We start from the raw sequence: 16,970 nt of genomic DNA, 5'->3' as shown, positions 1-16,970 counted from the left end.
GATCTCGAGTGGCTGAGCGATGATGTCAGCCAGTCTTGTGCCTCCGCTCACGACTAGCCTCGGCCGTGCTGGACGTGTGACGGTTACCATAAGGTGCGAAGCCGAGGATTTTTACCAATTAAACCAGATTGCATAAACTGCGCCTGGTGCTTCAACATATTTGATCATGCCACGGGATGCTGCAGAAATTAAAAGAAGACCCTCTGCTCGATAGTCTGAAAGTCACCCAGGAAAAGTATGGTGAGGACTACTGGTCTTTTAAGAGCACATCGCGGCGCCGAGGTGCGCACGCGCTGATTCACTACCCGGCCATGATGGTGCCCAATCTGCAGGGCAGCATTCTTACAGCAATTAAAGAGGTGGCGCCAAATTCTCAGGAAGTGCTGGATCCATTCGTTGGTTCGGGCACCGTGCTGGTTGAGAGCATGAACTTGGGACTGGATTTTTCTGGTGTCGATATCAATCCACTAGCAGTTCTTTCTTGCTTGACAAAATCTGGTCCATATTTTATCGACGCTTTCACCGAAGAAGCAGCCGAGTTGGTTTCTAAGATTTATGCGGATAAGAATATCCGGCATGAGGCCGCATTTTTGGGTCGGGAAAAATGGTTTGAGACAGATGTGGCGATTGGAATATCCAGAATTGCGCGAAACATCAAAAATGTTGACGCACTTTGGGCGAGAAGATTATTTTGGCTGGCACTGGCTCGTGTCATTCGGTCGTGCTGTAACTCTCGCAACTCGACGTACAAGTTGCATATTAAAAAAGGCGGCCGACATTAACGCCGCGGCCGATCCGATAAAATCTTTTGTCCAAACAATCGAAAATTATAAGAAGCATCTTAAGGATCAGTCCACTGATTGGACTGAAAAAGGCTTGCTAAAGCAGGGGATTTATCAGAAAAGCGTTAGTATCACAGCGGGTGATAGTACAAGCACTCTAAAGGATGCTGAGCGACTATTTGATGTCGTCATGACATCGCCGCCGTATGGAGATAATAAAACTACGATTCCCTATGGCCAATATGCCTTCCTGCCTCTCCAGTGGATTCCGGCCGATGACATTAGCCCGTTCATCAAAGCGGGTATGCTTGCAAACACGCATGCGCTTGATACGGCCAGTCTAGGCGGCAGCGCTAAGAACTCAGCAGAACGGGCTGAAGCGCTTCGAAGTGAATTCGACTCTGTGAAAAAATACTTAGCCAAGCTTTCTTCAAATGGTAGCGGGCTCAAGCGTTTTGGTGCTTTTTTCGGGGATCTTGACCCGTGCATCCAGCAAATCTGTAAGTCGACTAAGCCCGGCGGATATCATGCTTGGACGATCGGTAGTCGGCATATCGAAGGCATCCGGGTGCCTATGGAAGAAATTCTTGAAGAAATGCTCGCCAAGCGTGGAATTGAGACTTTTGGCAGGATACACCGTTCAATACATGCTAAGAAAATGGCGGCACGCAATAATCTTTCTAGCACCATGAATACAGAGATCATCGTGTTGGCAAAAAAGAGCACCAAGACAAGGTGATCGACCGTTTTAAGGGGACGGGATTGAACGAAGAGAAAGACAAGCCAGATGAGATCAGGGTCTCCGCTCGGGTGCTCGTGCAGCTAGGCGCGGAGCTTGTAACGGATGCAGAACAAGCTATTCTTGAATGCGTCAAGAATGCTTATGACGCTGACTCTCCCGGCTGCAAAGTCGTAATTCGAACGAAAGCCTGTGGGGTCATTGAGCAGAATGAAAGGGCGGGCCGGTTACTCGACTTCAGCGAAGATGCTGAGAACGTCCATGTTACTTTCATGAAGGAAGATGAGGAATTTCAGGCCTCCGACGACTGGCGAGATAGGAATTTAGTTAATACTGATGAATTCGTTCGTCGGCGGCTCGACTGGATTGGTCATATCACCATCGAGGACACAGGTGATGGCATAGCTGCAGAAAAATTGCGCAAGTCCTGGCTGACAATCAGTGGGTCGTACAAGCGCTCTGCCGAAGGGCGTCAGAAAGCTAAGACGCGTCTCGGGCGCACTCCACTCGGTGATAAAGGGGTCGGCCGGCTGGGTTCGATGAAGCTCGGTGACATCTTGAAGGTGGAAACGAGCACGGGCGAGGATCAGCCATTGGCATCTGCAGTGTTTCGATGGGCAGACTGCGAGAAAGCAGAAACCATCGACCAGATTCCAGTGTTCGTTGAGACAGACCTGCCAAATCCGAAACGATTCAAGGGAACGCGTGTTTCCGTCTATGGGCTGAAGAACATTGGGCAGTGGGCTAACGGTGCAGCGGCCCTGAAGCTCAGCCTGGCCACCCTAGTGTCTCCGTTTGAGGCCAAGGTACAGTTTCCGGTTATGGTGGATGTCGATGGCGATAAGACCAGCCTTGTAACTGTTACCGAAACACTGCTTTCGCGTGCGGTAGCCGATTTTCAGTTCAAGTGGCAGATCGGAGTGTCCGGTGTACCCGAACTCCAGTGTATTGCCCGGTTCCGAGAGAGGCTGTTTCGTTCAGCCATCGGCAGTAGCAAGACTCAGAAGCAGAAGTCGAACGACGTTTTTGGCGCCGACGATGGCGTCGGATTCCTTCGATGGCTAAGCGATCCTGCTCGAATGAAGCGATACAAGGTCGTCCCCCGGCCCAGCCCTGAGTGGTTCGTCGAAGTCACACAGACGATTCCATGGCTGAATATTAAAGCCAGCGGTCATGATGTGAAGGCAGAAGATCCAGGCCCCTTTAGCGCGGCGTTCTACTATTTCAATTTGCGGGACTTTTCGACCGATGAGCCTATCGATTCGGCCCCAACAGACTCTGAAGCCGATACAGAAGCTGCGGCAGGTTTGGGCATTGATCGGGCAACGATTAAGAGAATGGCCGGGATATCCATCTTGCGCGATGGGTTCCGAGTACGTTCTCAGGGCGATTGGCTTCGACTTGCGGAGGCCATGACCACAGGAAGCACCTACCAGCTTCGCGTGCATAACACACTCGGGTATTTTGCGCTGTCCGGTGAGGACAACTACAAGTTGGTCGAGAAGTCTGACCGCGAGAGCTTTGTCGAAAACGATGCCTATAGGGGTTTCAACGCCATTGCCCTAGAGTGCAGAACATTTGCGAACGAGTCGCTCGAGGCCGTTCGCCGTGCAATGGATAAGTATGCTGCACAGGTTGTACCTGGGGGCATTAGCAGACCGCCCACCGCGGAGGGCTCTTTTAATGTCGTCGAGACCACGATGGAGAGTGCAGCTGCTGCGAAACAGGATGCTCAGTCAGTCATCGCTGCGCTGGAGCAGGGCCTTGGACTTGTAGAGCAGCACGATGGCGTAGGTGCTACGGACGTGCTGAAGACTGCTTTACGCAAGGCTCAAACCGTACAGCGCAATCTAGATGCTGGGGCACAGGCGAGTAGCGCGGTGCGCATGCTGAGGCAGGAGTTCACCGACAGTAAGGAGCGGATGCTGTCGCTCTATGAGAGTGCCGCTGTAGGACTGAGCGCCCGCGGCTTGGCACATGAGCTGCGGACCCACATCGTGGAGATACGGCGGCGCATTGTGGCGATCGAGGAGTTGGTAAAAGAGGGCAGAGCAGACGAGAAGAGCGTTGCGCGCCACACCCGGCCTATCCGCGCAGCGTGTGCAAGCATTAGCAGTGCAGCTGCCATCATCGATCCACTGCTCCCAAGAACTCGAACGGTCAAGGAAACGATCGACCTCTTCGACTTCATCACCCAGTACAAGGAAAACCGCGCGGGCGGTTTGGATCGGGAAGGTATTCACTTTGAGATCCTAGGAGAAGTCGGTCGGGCGACGGTCAAGATTAATCGAGGTCGCCTATTGGCCGTCTTGGACAATTTGATTAGAAACAGCGTCTATTGGCTTCGTCGTGGAACTGACGTGTTGGAGGTCAAGCGGCCGAAACGTATCCGCGTAGAAGTCACGTCTTCTGGCTTTTCAGTAGCTGATAGTGGCCCGGGCATTGATCCCGTTTATGAAGACAGCATTTTCGACATGTTCATCTCAGCCAAGCCGGCGTCGGAACGCGGCCAAGGCCTGGGTCTGTTCATCTCATCGCAATTGCTCGCTGCGGACGGTTGCAACATTAGCTTGAGTACCGATAAGAACCAAGACGGTCGTAGGTACAGATTTATCGTGAATCTTGGAGCAGTTATGCACGGAGGGAAAAAATGAAGCCCATCGAGGCATTAAGCCTACTTGGCTCAACGCGAGTAATCTGGATTGATGATCGCTTCGCCACCTCATCCGTCTCTGAACTGATCGACATTCTCACCGAGCATGCCGATGTTGCGATAGACATATGCCCTGAGCTGATGCAAGACGCCCTACGGAAGATTGCCGAGAATGACGACACCGGAAATCACGAACTAGAACAAGCGGTTGCAAACTTGGCGGCGCAGGATCGCGTCAATTTGTTGCGACAAATACAGCTCAAGTTGGAAGACAACGGGACCGCTGACTTGTCCAACGAGCAGATCGAGAGCGTTTGTACGCATCTTGCCATCGCAAATGATGATCGCTGGTCCTTCGACATGGCAGAAGGAGAGATGCTCAGGCTTGCTGAGGATGCAGGTGACGCGATGATCAGCTACATCATCGACTTAAATGATGCTCAAGGTGTGGCCGGCAACACAAGGGGCTTGGATCTCGTTAAAGCACTTCACGGCGCAGGTTCCAAGGCTACTGCGTTGCTATTGACCCACTACGCAACCAGGAGCAATGAGGCGGAGAAGGAACTTGAACTGCGCAACATTCTCTCATCGGATGGGCCGCTAGCCATCTCTCCAGTTTGTGTGATAGCAAAGGAGCGCCTTTACCCTGTCAATGAAGCGGAATCAACGGTAGAAGGTCGCGACAGCGTCGTTGCCCAGGCACTACGTGTAGCCATCAAGAGGGCCGGACTCCGTCGCAACGTGCATGAGGTCCTGGTACGCGTTCAGAGCCATTTTGAGGAGGCCTTCAAGACCGCGAGTAATGATCTGCTTGAAGTCCCGCCCGAGCAGCTGGACGAGTATGCGATTGGCCGAGCCTATGCAGAGGGGGTCTCCGAGCTCCACGTCGTGGAACGAGCGCTCACCGCTTCCATTTCGGAATCGTTCCGTCGTCTGTTCTCCGTCGATACTGCCACCCGCGAGAACGAGCGTCGGCTGCGCTCGCTCCGCGGCGTACCTCTTGATATCGACGCCACAATTCACCATCAAAAGCTGGAGAATTTTAGGAAGCTGGAGGTGTGGGAGTCTGAAGACCTTGTGAACAAGGGATGCTCGCCGCTGGCCTGCGGCGATGTCTTTGACGTGGATTCCCGAGACGGGGGCTCGGTTCAGCGCTTCATCTTGCTCGCACAACCTTGCGATGTCACGTTGCGCCCCAGTGGAGAGCGCGACGCCGAAGCCGGCTTCCTGGTTTTGCTCAAGCCGCTGGCGACGATTGATACGCCCGCGAACCAGAAGCAGATTCGGCTTCCCTTCCTGCTCGATGGCAAACAGTGGGTATGTGAATTGAGGAAGACTACCTCCGTTCGACTCGACCTCTTGGACCTTGTGTCCTACCGACCGGACGGCCGTCTTCAGTATGACTACGGCCAAGTCGTACCCGACTGGCTGCTCCCCGGGCAGCAGGCCAATGGCAAATATGTCTTCAACGCCCTCAAGGCCGCTTTTGACGCGCGCTCCTCCGTTAAGGGCACGCCTGCCAAGGATATAAAGGACTCCAGGTGTCAGCTGACGCTTTCCGCTAAGGGACCCTTTCAGCACATTGCGTATGGCGCATTTGTCGAAGCCAAGGCTGCAAAAGAGGACGAGCCTAGCGCGGCCGGCGGCTTTACATGGAGCCTGCGGCGAGTGGGGCGGGTAAGGATGCCCTATGCGTCCGCACTGCTGGGCAGCTATTTGGCTGTTGTAGACCGGGACGCGTTTGATCTGGACTATTTAAAGCCGAAGACCGCGCGAGCGGCGGATGCGGCAAACTGTGGCGCTTGCCCCTGAATTTGCCAATCTCGGACGGCATAGGATGACGTTACTCGCTTTCTCTCAACCTGGCGTCCCCGGTGTGCGATCTTTTGCGCTGTTCACCCGGTCTTCAGCACGTCTATTCAGCGGCTAAAAGTTCATGCCTGACTCATGCCACATGAGGCCCGTCGTTGTTCAGCAATTCCACTCGGCCATGCGGCCGATCGTTGTCGGAGAGGCTAGCCAGGATTTCACGCAGCCGAACTGTTGAAACATACTTCGGCGGCTCGAAAACATACCCAGCAGCCCGCATGTCAGCCTCGACTTCCTCCGTGATGAAAAATGGTTCACCTTCCGAATGCTGGTTCATGTCTTAGCCTGTTGGTGTCGAACCCATTATCGGCGCTGAGGGCGGTCAGATCATTTGCCATGACACATGGCAACCGATGGCGCAAAAGGCGGCCAACGGCCGCAGTTCGGTACTTAGCGTTTGGAACTTAGTGGACCTTCAACGATTGCCGTAAGCCAGCTTTTGCGTCAAGGAAATCGCGTTTTGTGGCATGCCCGGTTTCCGCTTGGTAGTAGACGATCATCAGCATGTTCACAACTGCCTCAATTAACGGCGACACATGCAGCGCCATCTCTTGATCCAATAAATCGAAGTCAATTCCTGCGAGCTGCGTGGCCGCTTGCTGAACTGCCTTCGTTGCTTCTGTACTATTCCGAGTTGCCATGATTCACCTCTCCATCAGGTGTTAAGTGGAAGTGCCGGCCGGTTGCACCCGGCCGGTGCGATTTGCTCTTAATGAGGGTGTCGGCTGACGAACGCTGCAACCTCGTCGTCAGCGACGGGAGCCTTGCCAAGACTGTTGTTGTCGAACGCGGGGGCATCGTGTGACGTACCTTCTTGATCTCGACTTGCCCGGATCGCGGAAGCAATCTTTCCGCCCGTGGTTTCGCTGATGCGATCAAAGGCCGACTCGCGCATGTTCGCGGCCTTGGCTTTCGCCACGTCCCAAGAGCCTTGCGCCAGGTTGCTCGCACTGCCCGCAGCAATGGCCGCCGCACGGCCCAACATGCTGCCGGTGGAGCGTTGTTCGCCAGGTGCCAGGCCGGTGCCTTGCCCCCCTCCCTTGGCGTCAGGAACTGCGGCCTTGCCGCCTGCGTCGGCCTTCCCTTCGGCACCAGGTGCTGCGCCACTGCCCGAGTCCTTGACCTCGCCAGCCGGCGCGCTGCCCTTACCGCCCGAACTGCTGCCGGTGTCCATGCCCGAGAAGACGCTGCCACCGCCAGAACTACCGCCGCTAGGGCCTGCGGCGGCCATAGCGACGCCGCCCATTGTGTCGCCCATGCCACCACCGTCGCCGCCTTCGCTAGAGGCCGCAGAGGCTTTGCTGTACGCCGCCTTAATCGCCGATGCGCCGCCAGCGGCCGAAGCTGCACCACCCATCACAGCTGCTCCCGCCACACTTGCTGCACCTGCGGCCATCGTAGCCGCGCCCATTGCGGCACCCATGGCGGCACCGGCACCGAAGTTGCCGATACCACCCGCACCGCTAACACTTGAACCTGTGATGACGCCTGCGACCAGTGGCGGCACGCGATTAACCAGCATCAGCAACGCCAGGCAGAAAACCAGCATCACACCCAGCTCTTCAAAGTTCAGCGTGCCTGTGTTCATCTTGGCGTAGAAGCTGGAAAGGAGATCATTTCCGATCCCGACTAGCAGCACCATTGTCATGATCTGCACGGCCACGCCCAGCACGGTCTTGTAGTAGTTGATCGCCATGTCGGAGGTCCATCGCGCTCCACCGAATCCCAGGAAGAAGATCCCGGCATACGAGAGCAGCCAGCCCGATACAAGGAGCAGCAGCATGTTCACGGCGATCACGGCCAGCAACAGCAGGATGCCAGCGCTCAGGACCGCGCCAATGAAGCTGTCGATGGGCGACCAGGCCGAGAGGTTGCGGATGGCCTGTTTCCAGATCATGAAGCCGACATCGACGATGCTGGACGGCGTGATCGATGAGAAGCCGGATGCCTGCTCGCCGATCCTCGCCAGTGACTGGATGATCGAGGTTGCGAAATTCGGGCCGTTACGCAGGAGCCAGAGGAAGAAGCCGAAGAACAAAATGAATTTGATGAACTCGGCAAAGAACTCGCCAATGTCGGCCTTGCGCAACGCCATGAAGCCGAAAGTGACCACCATCGAGATCGTGCCCAGCGTCCAGAACAGGAACATCGCGGCGTTCATCACTACGGTTTGCCAGGCCGTGGCGCGCGTCGCGAACTCCGTCACCACCTGGTCGAGCATCCCCTGGTTGGTGAGCTGGGCCGATGCGACTGTGCAGCAGAGCGCGAGGGAGGCACCGATCAGCAACGCTGGCTTGTGCAGTGTTTTCATGGCTTCATTCCCTTCCGGTCTTTCGGGTCGGCCAGCTCTAGCCAATTCATGGGCTTCTCGGTCGGCGCAATGCCGCCGCCAGTTGGGGATCGGCGCGAGCACAACCCGGCGAAGGTTTCGCGTGTCGCCTTGTCCTCGATCTTCTTGATCTTCTCGATCTGGCAATTGGTGTCATTGACAACGGGCATGGGCAAGGTGGCAGGTTTGTTGTCGCATCCGGCCAGCAGCGCCGCCGCAAGGCCGACAAGCAGCATCGCTTTTCTCATGTTGGGCCTCTCTGATTAGCGGGTCAGTTCGAGCCAGTTTTTAGGACTGTTCGTTTTGCCGATGCGGGATTCCGTCGAAGTGGCGTGCGTCGCCTGCTGTCGGGCTTCAAGATCGGCTTCGGCTTGCATCCTGGTCGCGACAGCGTTTTGCTGCGCGATCAACAGGCCGCGAATCTGCAGGAGCTGATTGGCCTGGTTGCTGGCGAGCTGGTTTGCGAAGCCAATGGCCTGCATCTGACCTGTCGCGCCCTGTGCCGCCGACTGAAGCCGTTCCAGCGTGCGCGAGTCCGAGGCGAGGTTTCTCTGCTGCTGTTCCAAGCCCTTGAATAGCGCATCATTGGCCTTCTTCTGGCTCTCGCTCGCCAGACGCCGGTTCTGTTCCATCGCTGCGCGCTCCGCGTCGCTGCATCCGCTGGCCGAGAAGCAGGGCGAAGATTTGTAGTAGCTCACGTCCTGGAACTTGCCGATGTAGCTGTCCAGGCTGCCGAGCTGGTTCTTGTAGTAGTCAAGCGTGTTGACGGCGTTCATCAATCCAGTGATCGTGGACTGCGCCTGATCCCAGATATACGCGGCCGGCGCGACCGTGTTCTGAATCATGTTTTCGTACTGCTGCAGCTGGGTGCGGTACTGCTCGATCTGCTTGAGCGTCTGGGCCACGTTCTCGACGGCCGACATGACGGTCTGTGTCAGGTTGGCCCCGTCGATCACTGGAATGCCGGCAAGCACCGGGGTTGTGACACCAGGAGCTGCGAGGGCAACCACCATGGCAACTTTAGCCGCTAAATTTTTCGTCTTCATCTTGAACTCTCCTGTTGAAAAAAAGTGGGTCATCGTTTGGAGCGAGGCATAACGACTTCGCGCATGGCCTCGTACATTTGATTTTGGTTTTGATCGATTTTTGAAAGCAACGCGCGAATAGTTGATTCCCCGAATCGGCGAGTCCGTAAATCGTCTGTAAGCCAAAGCTTTAGCAGTCCACCAAGCCGCCCTAAATCGCCATTAATGCGAGCCAGTTCTTCAACGCGTTTGTTGTCGATAATAGATTTCACCTGATATCCCATTCCTAAATTCCGTAGGAATTTGGAAGTACTGAGCCCAGTTGTTTTTGCCAGTAATGTGATTTCGTATTTCTCATCTGGCGTCACCCAAACATTAATAGGTGTGTGCCCTTTTCTGGTGGCAACGGATTCGCGCTCAGGCATGGCGGGTTTCATTTCGGCGGTAGCCGATTGCCTCGCAGAGCAGGATTCCCCGTTGAGCACGAAGTGCGAACAAGGGGATGGCGAAGTACATGAACCGGCTTGCCGGTACATGTACTTCGCACATCCTGCCCGTACTTTCGCGCCATGAAGTGCGCTGTCGCCGTGTCGACTTTTCCGCTTCATTCGCGCTACTGTTCGTATGCAGCGGGTCTACAGCGCGCAAATCGTGCGGATTGAACGGAAATGTTGGGACAGTGGCGGTTCCGCAGCCCATCGTAAGTGCACTGACTGAGTGACAACAGCGATTCATCACAGCAGTTCGTCCTTTTTGGGGTTGGGACTGAACGAGAACGCAGTGGCCGCACTCGGGGCAGTTTTCTTTGTGCCGTGGTCCTTCGTTTTTTTCGTACTGACGGTTTTAGTGATATGGCGGCGCACATATTTGAGAAACGTCTCGTAGCGGAATGAAATCCTTTTCTTTTCGCGCAAGTGCTCCCAGATAGTTTTAAGTTCGAAGCCGGCATCTATTGCAGCGCGGACGTTTTCGGAAACTGCAAGAAAAGATGCCATGGTCGCAGCATGTGTTGATTTATTTCCTTTGCGTTGACTTAGCCATTCAGCCAAGTCATTCGGATAATTTCCCATTAATCATCTCCTTTTTGAGTCAACTCGCCAGTCAGTAAATCGGCCACTGCATCTGTTGGGAAATGAACTCGTCGGCCAATGTAAATTTTTCGGCTGTTGAGATTAATTGCCCATTCTTCTGTGCGCATGGTCAGTACTACCCGAACTCCCCCAGGCTTGCGTTTCAAAACGACTGCAAGTTCTTCTAAGGTCATTGTTGGGCCGTATTTCTGGAGAAGAAAATCAAGAGTCGTGCTCACCAAATGCTCACTTGTGACAGTTAATCGAAGTTAGTTTTGATGAAGTTTGCGCTGTTGAGGGTTATAGTTACAGGTACGCGGATGCCGTATTTACTACCCGGACAAATTGCCCTAAAGACTATGAAACCGACTGTTGAAAGACGCCGGCAGATCGCACGCAGCGTGGCGCTACTCCGCATGCTGAGCGAGCGTGAAGGCATCGCTTCGATCTATGGCTTTGCCGAGAAATACGATGCGTTGGCATTGCCCATACAACCCACGCAGGGGCAGGGCAAGAATGGATGGCAGGCGTTGTTCAACGGGACGCGGCCGGTGTCCCCGGCTAGACTTCGTTCGCTCACTGCAGTGCAGGCGTGGTCAGATGCGACCAGGCTCTATGAGCACGGCCCTGCAAATCTCTGGAGAGCAATGTGGGGACCGTTCGAACAGCTCCGTCTCGTCGTTGCTGACGAGTTGACCGAATGGCGAAGTTTCGATCAGGCTGTCGCTGAGTTCGAGGGGGAGTTACTGCTGGCCTACCAATATCGTGCGCCGCTGACGCTAATGCATCTGGCAAAGTCAATCGCGCTTTATCGATTGCACAATGACATTCTTGGTATGGGCGATGCCGGTGTTCGCGATGGTGTTGCGCAGTGCTTACGCGATGACGCGGTGCAAGCAGAGATGGAGCGCCTCGGAGTGAGACAAATAGTCAATGATGAACTGGCGCAATCTTTCAGGATTGAAGCCGATTTTCAATTGACTTGTTCATCGGTTGCTGCTCGATGGGATGCCGTTGCACCAAGGCTGGCTTGGGTCGGTTAGACGCCAGGAGAGCGGTGGTGGCCCTCTTGCTGAACGTCAAAAATTTTAGCGGCTAAAGTTCGATCGCCCCCCAAGTGTCAATGAAATAGTAGATCTGACTGTCCTGCGGCTTGGCTACCCATTGTGAGGATTGGGGCCGTCCGCCGCAAGCATAGTTCGAAGCCGCGACTTGTAGCTCTCTACGATCTCTTTAATCGTAGTTTCTCCGCGCACCCATTTTTCGCAGTCTTGTAACGCCTGAGCGTCTGGCTCAGGTCCTTCCATGCGTTGGCTCGCAAGATTGCTGCGGATCGTGGCGCGACGTTCCAATTGTTCGACTGCAGATAAGCGATGGTGAACCATGGCTGATTTTAGCGGCTAAAAAATATCTGTTTGGTTGACACATGAGGGGCGCCCACAGATTCCTAGGCGCTTGCTCATCGGCGTGAGGTTGTTTGAATCCATGGCGGTAAGAATAATAATAGTAATAATATTATTATTCTTACCATTATTGCGGCGAGGTGTGATTTGCGCGTCTTATGGATTGGGAAATTCAGGGGTATATCCCCTTGGAGTAAAAAATGCAGGCTTCTGGCCATGAAGCTGTTGCGCCGGCTTCGCCCGTAAAAATATCCACAGCGCGAAGCTGCCCTATTACAAGCAATAGATATAGGGAAAGCTAAAGGCAAAAACCTTACAGGTTTAGGGGGGGTCTGATCCCGCGCACCTTGGGGGTCGGATTCCGCGTGCCCTGGATGGCCTTTGGGGGTCGGATTCCGCGCAAGAGGGGGTCGAGTTCCGCGTGGACAAGTTGTTCAATCCACCGACTTACCCACCGATGTTACGTTTGTTACATCGGCGGCCCATTTGCAGTGGATAACTGACTGACGGAGTGCTCCTGGGGTCTGATTCCGCGTGCGTTTTGTCATCCCAAGTGCGCTCGCGGCCCCGTCGGTGGCCGAAAATATCGGCGGCGACGGATCTCAATTGGGAGGCAGGGTGATTGCACGCGCTCAGGTTGGTTTATACGGAATGGGAGGAGGCGAGGACATCAACAGAAGGCCGCCGGTGACCTGTTTAACCTTGGCCTGGGGGTAGACGGCCAGCGCATCACGCAAGGCCGGCAGAAACTTCTTCTTGAAGTCCTTGTCGGGCTCTTTGCCCTGATACTCCTGGCCGAACTGGTCGCGCAGATTGGCCCAATACAACAACACCTGGCGGCCAGTGATGCGGTGCAGTCGATCGGCAAGCATGGTGTAGACATCCATTGCCAGCGCCGAGCCCTTGAGGGCGGACAAGGCCCTCACGTCAAGGGGTACGGCATGGCTGATCAAGGTCCGGAAATAGTCCTCCGAGAAGGTCACAACGCCCGGCCACAAAGTGGCTTGGCCATCGTGGGTGTTCAGCCATGCCTCGAACTGCTTGATGGGCTTCCCGTCGTAGGTATACGCCTTGCCGCCGGCATTGAAACCGAGCGTCATGCGGCAGGCAGAAAGGGCTTGCATCTGTGTGCGAAACACCGTGTAGCCACCTTTTTTGCCGCCGCTCGTGTCTTTGCCCAAGACGCGCAAGAACTCAGCCGCGCTGTTCCCGACTGGAATCTCGGGCGTCTTGTGACGCACGGCGAATGTATTCATCCAAGCGAGCATGAGGCGTGGCAAAGCACCGTAGGGGATGGACTGTTGTACGAATTGCTTGCCGTCCCACAGCTTGCCAGCGGCCACGTTCAATGCGGCACCGCCGCATTGGCGCTCGAACTCAATGGCATCGACCCACTTGCCATCTGCGTTCTTGCGACCGACTTTCGAGCGAGGCAACCCGACCTGGCACATGATGGCGTGCATGAAGGCCATGTCTTCGCCGCTTGGTAGCTCGTCGGCGATTTTCGCGGCTACGGCGACTATCTTGCCGTCGCGCTTTGTGCGTGCGGCCTTAGGCGGCACTAGGTCGCGTGCTGTCGAGTAGACCGCCGGCACCGTGGCGACCTTCTTGTCTGCGCCAGTTTTTTTTCGGCATTTCGACCTGGGGCAACTGGTCGAATAGGTCACTGTTTCGCGGCCCGAACTTTCTTGCTGCAGACTTGCCGAGGTTAGCGCTGGCTGTGCGCGCTGCTGCGGTCTTTGCTGCCACTTCGGCCGCTGATGTTGGGTCGATGCCGCCCGCGATAAGTCTGTCGCGGTATGCCGTGGCGTCGAAGTGTTCGGCTGTTGCTGGCGTACTCTGCTGCGCCGATCGGTCGGCATCGATACCAAGAGCAAGGACCATTGCTCAGCTCCTTGCATGAGCTGATGCTGGCCCTGTGGCAGATATCTTGACCTGTAGCCGCTGCTTGGCCACCTGCTCGGCTTTGGTTGGTCGGCCGCGCCGAGGTGCAATCGCGGGCAACAGCGGGGGACGCTCGAGCGTTGGACACACGACATGGCCGGCAAGCCACTGTTCAACATCTTGCGGGCGCCAAAGCAGGCGTTTTGTACCAGGTAGCCGGCACATTGGAGGGAGAGACTTGGGGTTGCGCGTCGCGTCGCTGCGAATGCTGGCGACGGACTTGTGCAGGCAGGCGGAAAGCTGTTCTACGGTGAGTAGAGTGTTCATGGGCGAGACCATTCCGTTCCCGACTGGTCAATGACCAAGTCGGGTTCGAATGAGTCCGCGGCCCCGTCCGCTGTTCAGATGATCCGAGATTTATGCCTAGGGCGACTCGATCAAATTTGCGATAAACAGCTTACGGTGGGGTCGTCCCCCATGGGTAACTCGCTCTCCAGCGCGAACCACACTTTGCTTTCCGGCCTCATCCTGACCGGCGGCAGTGCGTACTGGCGATTGCTCGAAGCATCTTTTCCTGCCTTCCCCCAATCCGCTTATGGGGGAGGTTGCTGAACAGGCCGTGGCTTTCGCTTGTGGGGCATGGTCAGGGTGCGAGCCCTCCATGCCGTTTGCTTTTTTCTCGAAGCCGTTTTCAACGTCCTCAGCGCGAGGTGGTGGAATGATAGCTGCAAAAGGCAGCAATGTTGTGCGTTTGGAGAGGGTAGCAGGCGTTCTTTGCCTGGCACAAATCTGGCACACCCAGTGTGCAAAAACGTGCTGCACAAAGCAAAACAACGCACTAACCTGCAAGGGCTAGTACGTTGTTTTTATTCGATTTATTGGTGCCGGAGAGATGAATCGAACACCCGACCTTCTCATTACGAATGAGCTGCTCTACCGACTGAGCTACACCGGCGAAGACTCGAATTATATATCGGAATGGTAGCGTGTCACGCGTTCCACTTCATTTTTTGAGCCCAGGACCACGCTGACGCGCTCGTGCAACTGCGTGGGCTGGATGTCCAGGATGCGCTGCTTGCCGTTGGTGGCGGCGCCGCCGGCCTGCTCGACGAGCCAGCTCATGGGATTGGCTTCGTACATCAGGCGCAGCTTGCCGGGCTTGTTGGGTTCGCGCTTGTCCCAGGGGTACAGGAACACGCCGCCGCGCGTGAGGATGCGGTGCACGTCGGCCACCATGCTGGCGATCCAGCGCATGTTGAAGTCCTTGCCGCGCGGGCCTTCGGTGCCGGCCAGGCATTCGTCGATGTAGCGCTTGACCGGGGTGTCCCAGTGGCGCATGTTGCTCATGTTGATGGCGAATTCCTTGGTGTCCTCGGGAATGCGCACGTTCTCTTCCACCAGCACGAACGAGCCCTGCTCGCGGTCCAGCGTGAACATGGCGACGCCGTCGCCCACGGTCAGCACCAGCGTGGTCTGGGGGCCGTAGATGCAGTAGCCCGCAGCCACCTGCTGGGTGCCGGCCTGCAGGAAGTCCTCGGTCATGACGCCGGGGTGGCCTTCGGGCTTTTTCAGCACGCTGAAGATGGTGCCGATGCTCACGTTCACGTCGATGTTGGAGGAGCCGTCGAGCGGATCGAACAGCAGCAGGTACTCGCCCTGCGGATAGCGGTTGGGCACCACGTAGATGCTGTCCATCTCTTCGGACGCCATGGCGGCGAGGTGGCCGCCCCATTCGTTGGCTTCGATGAGCACTTCGTTGGCGATGATGTCCAGCTTCTTCTGGATCTCGCCCTGCACGTTCTCGCTGGCGGCCGTGCCCAGCACGCCGCCCAGCGCGCCCTTGTTCACGGCGTGGCTGATGCTCTTGCAGGCACGGGCGACCACTTCGAGCAGCAGGCGCAGCTGCGAGGGGATGAGGCCGTCCACCCGCTGCTGTTCGACGAGGTAGCGGGTGAGGCTGATGGTTTTTGCCATGGAGGGGGTTTCCTAATTTTTTGGACGTGATCAGTCGGCCAGCGCGCGGGTGACCACCTCGCGCACATCGTTGGACAGGTCGGGCTTGGCCGCCACGCGGGCGATGGCGTCGCGCGCTGCGCCGCGGTAGGGATCGGCCAGCTTCTTCCAGCGGTCGAGCGCCCGGGTCAGCCGCGCCGCCACCTGCGGGTTGAGCGTGTCCAGCTCCAGCACCCGGTCGGCCCAGAACTGGTAGCCCGCGCCGTCCAGCCGGTGAAAGCCCCCGGGGTTGGCGCTGCAGTAGCTGAAGATCACGCTGCGTGCGCGGTTCGGGTTCTTGAGGCTGAAGTCCGCGTGTTTCATGAGCTGCTGCACGGCGGCCAGCACCTGCCCGCCGCGGTCGGGCGCGCCCGCCTGCAGCGAGAACCATTTGTCCAGCACCAGGGCCTCGTCCTTGAACAGGGCGTGAAAGCGCGCGAGCGCCGGCTCGGCCAGGGCATGGCCGCTGTACACCAGCGCCGTGAGGGCGTTGAAGCGGTCGGTCATGTTGCCGGCGTCCTTGAAGCGCTGGTACGCCTTGCCCGGCCACACGCTGTCGCCCGTGGTGCGGGCCGCCAGGCACAGCATGGACAGCGCCAGGCCCGACAGCGCGCGGCGGCCGGCCGAGATCGCATCGGGGCGGTAGGCGCCCGTGTCGTGGTGCTGCGCCCAGATGGCTTCCCACTCCGGCTGCAGCGCGACGGCGAGCTGCGTGCGCATCGCTTCGCGCACGGCGTGCACGCGCTGCGGGTCCACCACGTCCAGGTGCTCGGCGATGTAGCCCTCGGAGGGCAGGCTGAGCACCAGTTCCTTGAAGGCCGCGTCCAGCGCGGGGTGGCGCAGCACGCCGCGCATGGCCTCCACGAAGCTGTCGGGCACGATGGTTTGATCGATGGGCGCGCCTGCCGGCGGATTGATTGCCTCGTCCGCTATGGTTTTAATAGCGATGCGCAGGGCCAGGCGCTGGCCGGCCTCCCAACGGTTGAAGGCGTCGGTGTCGTGCGCCAGCAGGGCGAGCAGTTCGGCATCGCTGTAGTCGATGTCCAGCACCACGGGGGCGCTGAACCCGCGCAGCAGCGACGGCACGGGCTGGGAGCCCACGTTCACGAAGGTGAACGCATGGGTGGCCTCGGTCAGCACCACGGTGCGGTCCGCGCCGCCCGCGGCGGCCTCGCCCTCCAGTTGCAGCGGCAGTGCGCTGCCGTCCGCGCCCAGCAGGCCCAG

Annotated in this window: 18 protein-coding genes and 1 tRNA gene; 5 read left to right on the top strand and 14 right to left on the bottom strand. The window is 57.0% G+C overall.

The features are described from left to right. Positions 1–176 precede the first annotated feature (176 nt). Genes AC27IQ_RS04125 through AC27IQ_RS04110 form a run of 4 tightly spaced genes read left to right on the top strand, consistent with a single transcriptional unit; the run spans position 177 to position 5,986 of the window. Positions 177–782, top strand: coding sequence for a DNA methyltransferase (locus tag AC27IQ_RS04125; RefSeq protein ID WP_487088426.1), 606 nt, complete (start codon positions 177–179; stop codon positions 780–782). Further along, on the top strand, positions 709–1,521 hold the full coding sequence (locus AC27IQ_RS04120) for a hypothetical protein (protein ID WP_487088424.1): 813 nt from the start codon (positions 709–711) through the stop codon (positions 1,519–1,521). Before AC27IQ_RS04125 ends, AC27IQ_RS04120 begins: the two co-directional genes overlap by 74 nt. Beyond that, a complete protein-coding gene (locus AC27IQ_RS04115) occupies positions 1,518–4,175 on the top strand; it encodes an ATP-binding protein (protein ID WP_487088422.1) in 2,658 nt (885 codons plus the stop codon). Before AC27IQ_RS04120 ends, AC27IQ_RS04115 begins: the two co-directional genes overlap by 4 nt. Further along, positions 4,172–5,986, top strand: coding sequence for a hypothetical protein (locus AC27IQ_RS04110; RefSeq protein ID WP_487088420.1), 1,815 nt, complete (start codon positions 4,172–4,174; stop codon positions 5,984–5,986). The genes AC27IQ_RS04115 and AC27IQ_RS04110 overlap by 4 nt, the downstream gene beginning before the upstream one ends. Positions 5,987–6,119: 133 nt before the next feature. Here the strand turns inward: AC27IQ_RS04110 and AC27IQ_RS04105 are convergent, their stop codons facing one another. The 8 genes from AC27IQ_RS04105 to AC27IQ_RS04070 form a co-directional block, all read right to left on the bottom strand. Further along, positions 6,120–6,320 carry a hypothetical protein gene (locus tag AC27IQ_RS04105; RefSeq protein ID WP_487088418.1) on the bottom strand — a complete coding sequence of 67 codons (201 nt, stop codon included), beginning with the start codon at positions 6,318–6,320 and terminating at the stop codon, positions 6,120–6,122. Positions 6,321–6,447: 127 nt separating this feature from the next. Next, the gene (locus tag AC27IQ_RS04100) at positions 6,448–6,684 is read right to left on the bottom strand and encodes a type I toxin-antitoxin system ptaRNA1 family toxin (protein WP_487088416.1); all 237 of its coding nucleotides are present in this window, start codon (positions 6,682–6,684) and stop codon (positions 6,448–6,450) included. Between the two features lie 68 nt (positions 6,685–6,752). Continuing rightward, positions 6,753–8,354 carry a P-type conjugative transfer protein TrbL gene (gene trbL, locus AC27IQ_RS04095; protein ID WP_487088414.1) on the bottom strand — a complete coding sequence of 534 codons (1,602 nt, stop codon included), beginning with the start codon at positions 8,352–8,354 and terminating at the stop codon, positions 6,753–6,755. Then, positions 8,351–8,620, bottom strand: coding sequence for an entry exclusion lipoprotein TrbK (gene trbK / locus AC27IQ_RS04090; protein ID WP_487088412.1), 270 nt, complete (start codon positions 8,618–8,620; stop codon positions 8,351–8,353). The genes trbL and trbK overlap by 4 nt, the downstream gene beginning before the upstream one ends. 15 nt (positions 8,621–8,635) lie before the next feature. Next, positions 8,636–9,418 (bottom strand): P-type conjugative transfer protein TrbJ, encoded by a 783-nt coding sequence (gene trbJ, locus AC27IQ_RS04085; protein WP_487088410.1) that lies wholly within the window; start codon positions 9,416–9,418, stop codon positions 8,636–8,638. A 29-nt stretch (positions 9,419–9,447) separates the two neighbouring features. Further along, positions 9,448–9,822 (bottom strand): conjugal transfer transcriptional regulator TraJ, encoded by a 375-nt coding sequence (gene traJ / locus AC27IQ_RS04080; protein WP_487088408.1) that lies wholly within the window; start codon positions 9,820–9,822, stop codon positions 9,448–9,450. Positions 9,823–10,131: 309 nt separating this feature from the next. Beyond that, positions 10,132–10,467: a TraK family protein gene (locus tag AC27IQ_RS04075; protein WP_487088406.1), complete on the bottom strand. Its 336-nt coding sequence runs from the start codon at positions 10,465–10,467 to the stop codon at positions 10,132–10,134. Continuing rightward, positions 10,467–10,706, bottom strand: a complete 240-nt coding sequence (locus tag AC27IQ_RS04070) for a hypothetical protein (RefSeq protein ID WP_487088404.1) — start codon at positions 10,704–10,706, stop codon at positions 10,467–10,469. Before AC27IQ_RS04070 ends, AC27IQ_RS04075 begins: the two co-directional genes overlap by 1 nt. 39 nt (positions 10,707–10,745) lie before the next feature. Between AC27IQ_RS04070 and AC27IQ_RS04065 the strand changes: the two genes are divergently transcribed. Beyond that, positions 10,746–11,510, top strand: coding sequence for a hypothetical protein (locus tag AC27IQ_RS04065; RefSeq protein WP_487088402.1), 765 nt, complete (start codon positions 10,746–10,748; stop codon positions 11,508–11,510). Between the two features lie 114 nt (positions 11,511–11,624). Here AC27IQ_RS04065 and AC27IQ_RS04060 read toward each other — a convergent pair whose 3' ends face one another. The 6 genes from AC27IQ_RS04060 to AC27IQ_RS04035 form a co-directional block, all read right to left on the bottom strand. After that, a complete protein-coding gene (locus tag AC27IQ_RS04060; protein ID WP_487088400.1) occupies positions 11,625–11,852 on the bottom strand; it encodes an antitoxin VbhA family protein in 228 nt (75 codons plus the stop codon). Between the two features lie 650 nt (positions 11,853–12,502). Beyond that, positions 12,503–13,465: a replication protein RepA gene (locus tag AC27IQ_RS04055; protein ID WP_487088398.1), complete on the bottom strand. Its 963-nt coding sequence runs from the start codon at positions 13,463–13,465 to the stop codon at positions 12,503–12,505. Beyond that, positions 13,422–13,754 carry a hypothetical protein gene (locus AC27IQ_RS04050; RefSeq protein WP_487088396.1) on the bottom strand — a complete coding sequence of 111 codons (333 nt, stop codon included), beginning with the start codon at positions 13,752–13,754 and terminating at the stop codon, positions 13,422–13,424. The genes AC27IQ_RS04055 and AC27IQ_RS04050 overlap by 44 nt, the downstream gene beginning before the upstream one ends. An 879-nt stretch (positions 13,755–14,633) precedes the next feature. Next, positions 14,634–14,709, bottom strand: a tRNA-Thr gene (locus AC27IQ_RS04045). An 11-nt stretch (positions 14,710–14,720) separates the two neighbouring features. Next, complete coding sequence (locus AC27IQ_RS04040; RefSeq protein ID WP_272568522.1) at positions 14,721–15,728, bottom strand: class 1 fructose-bisphosphatase; 1,008 nt, start codon at positions 15,726–15,728, stop codon at positions 14,721–14,723. 30 nt (positions 15,729–15,758) lie between these two features. Then, positions 15,759–16,970 (bottom strand): DUF3458 domain-containing protein (locus AC27IQ_RS04035; protein ID WP_487088394.1); only part of this gene is annotated, 1,212 nt, incomplete at its 5' end.

The organism is Acidovorax sp. KPB24-07, assembly GCF_057543315.1.
This window is presented reverse-complemented; position numbering and strand designations above follow the sequence as displayed.

Bases quoted from the DNA above. Each gene is read 5' to 3' on its own strand.
- AC27IQ_RS04100 (WP_487088416.1), bottom strand. From the start codon at position 6,684: ATGGCAACTCGGAATAGTACAGAAGCAACGAAGGCAGTTCAGCAAGCG.
- AC27IQ_RS04125 (WP_487088426.1), top strand. From the start codon at position 177: ATGCTGCAGAAATTAAAAGAAGACCCTCTGCTCGATAGTCTGAAAGTC.
- AC27IQ_RS04060 (WP_487088400.1), bottom strand. From the start codon at position 11,852: ATGGTTCACCATCGCTTATCTGCAGTCGAACAATTGGAACGTCGCGCC.
- traJ (WP_487088408.1), bottom strand. From the start codon at position 9,822: ATGCCTGAGCGCGAATCCGTTGCCACCAGAAAAGGGCACACACCTATT.
- AC27IQ_RS04040 (WP_272568522.1), bottom strand. From the start codon at position 15,728: ATGGCAAAAACCATCAGCCTCACCCGCTACCTCGTCGAACAGCAGCGG.
- AC27IQ_RS04050 (WP_487088396.1), bottom strand. From the start codon at position 13,754: ATGGTCCTTGCTCTTGGTATCGATGCCGACCGATCGGCGCAGCAGAGT.
- trbL (WP_487088414.1), bottom strand. From the start codon at position 8,354: ATGAAAACACTGCACAAGCCAGCGTTGCTGATCGGTGCCTCCCTCGCG.
- AC27IQ_RS04065 (WP_487088402.1), top strand. From the start codon at position 10,746: ATGAAGTTTGCGCTGTTGAGGGTTATAGTTACAGGTACGCGGATGCCG.
- AC27IQ_RS04075 (WP_487088406.1), bottom strand. From the start codon at position 10,467: ATGGGAAATTATCCGAATGACTTGGCTGAATGGCTAAGTCAACGCAAA.
- AC27IQ_RS04110 (WP_487088420.1), top strand. From the start codon at position 4,172: ATGAAGCCCATCGAGGCATTAAGCCTACTTGGCTCAACGCGAGTAATC.
- trbK (WP_487088412.1), bottom strand. From the start codon at position 8,620: ATGAGAAAAGCGATGCTGCTTGTCGGCCTTGCGGCGGCGCTGCTGGCC.
- AC27IQ_RS04105 (WP_487088418.1), bottom strand. From the start codon at position 6,320: ATGAACCAGCATTCGGAAGGTGAACCATTTTTCATCACGGAGGAAGTC.
- trbJ (WP_487088410.1), bottom strand. From the start codon at position 9,418: ATGAAGACGAAAAATTTAGCGGCTAAAGTTGCCATGGTGGTTGCCCTC.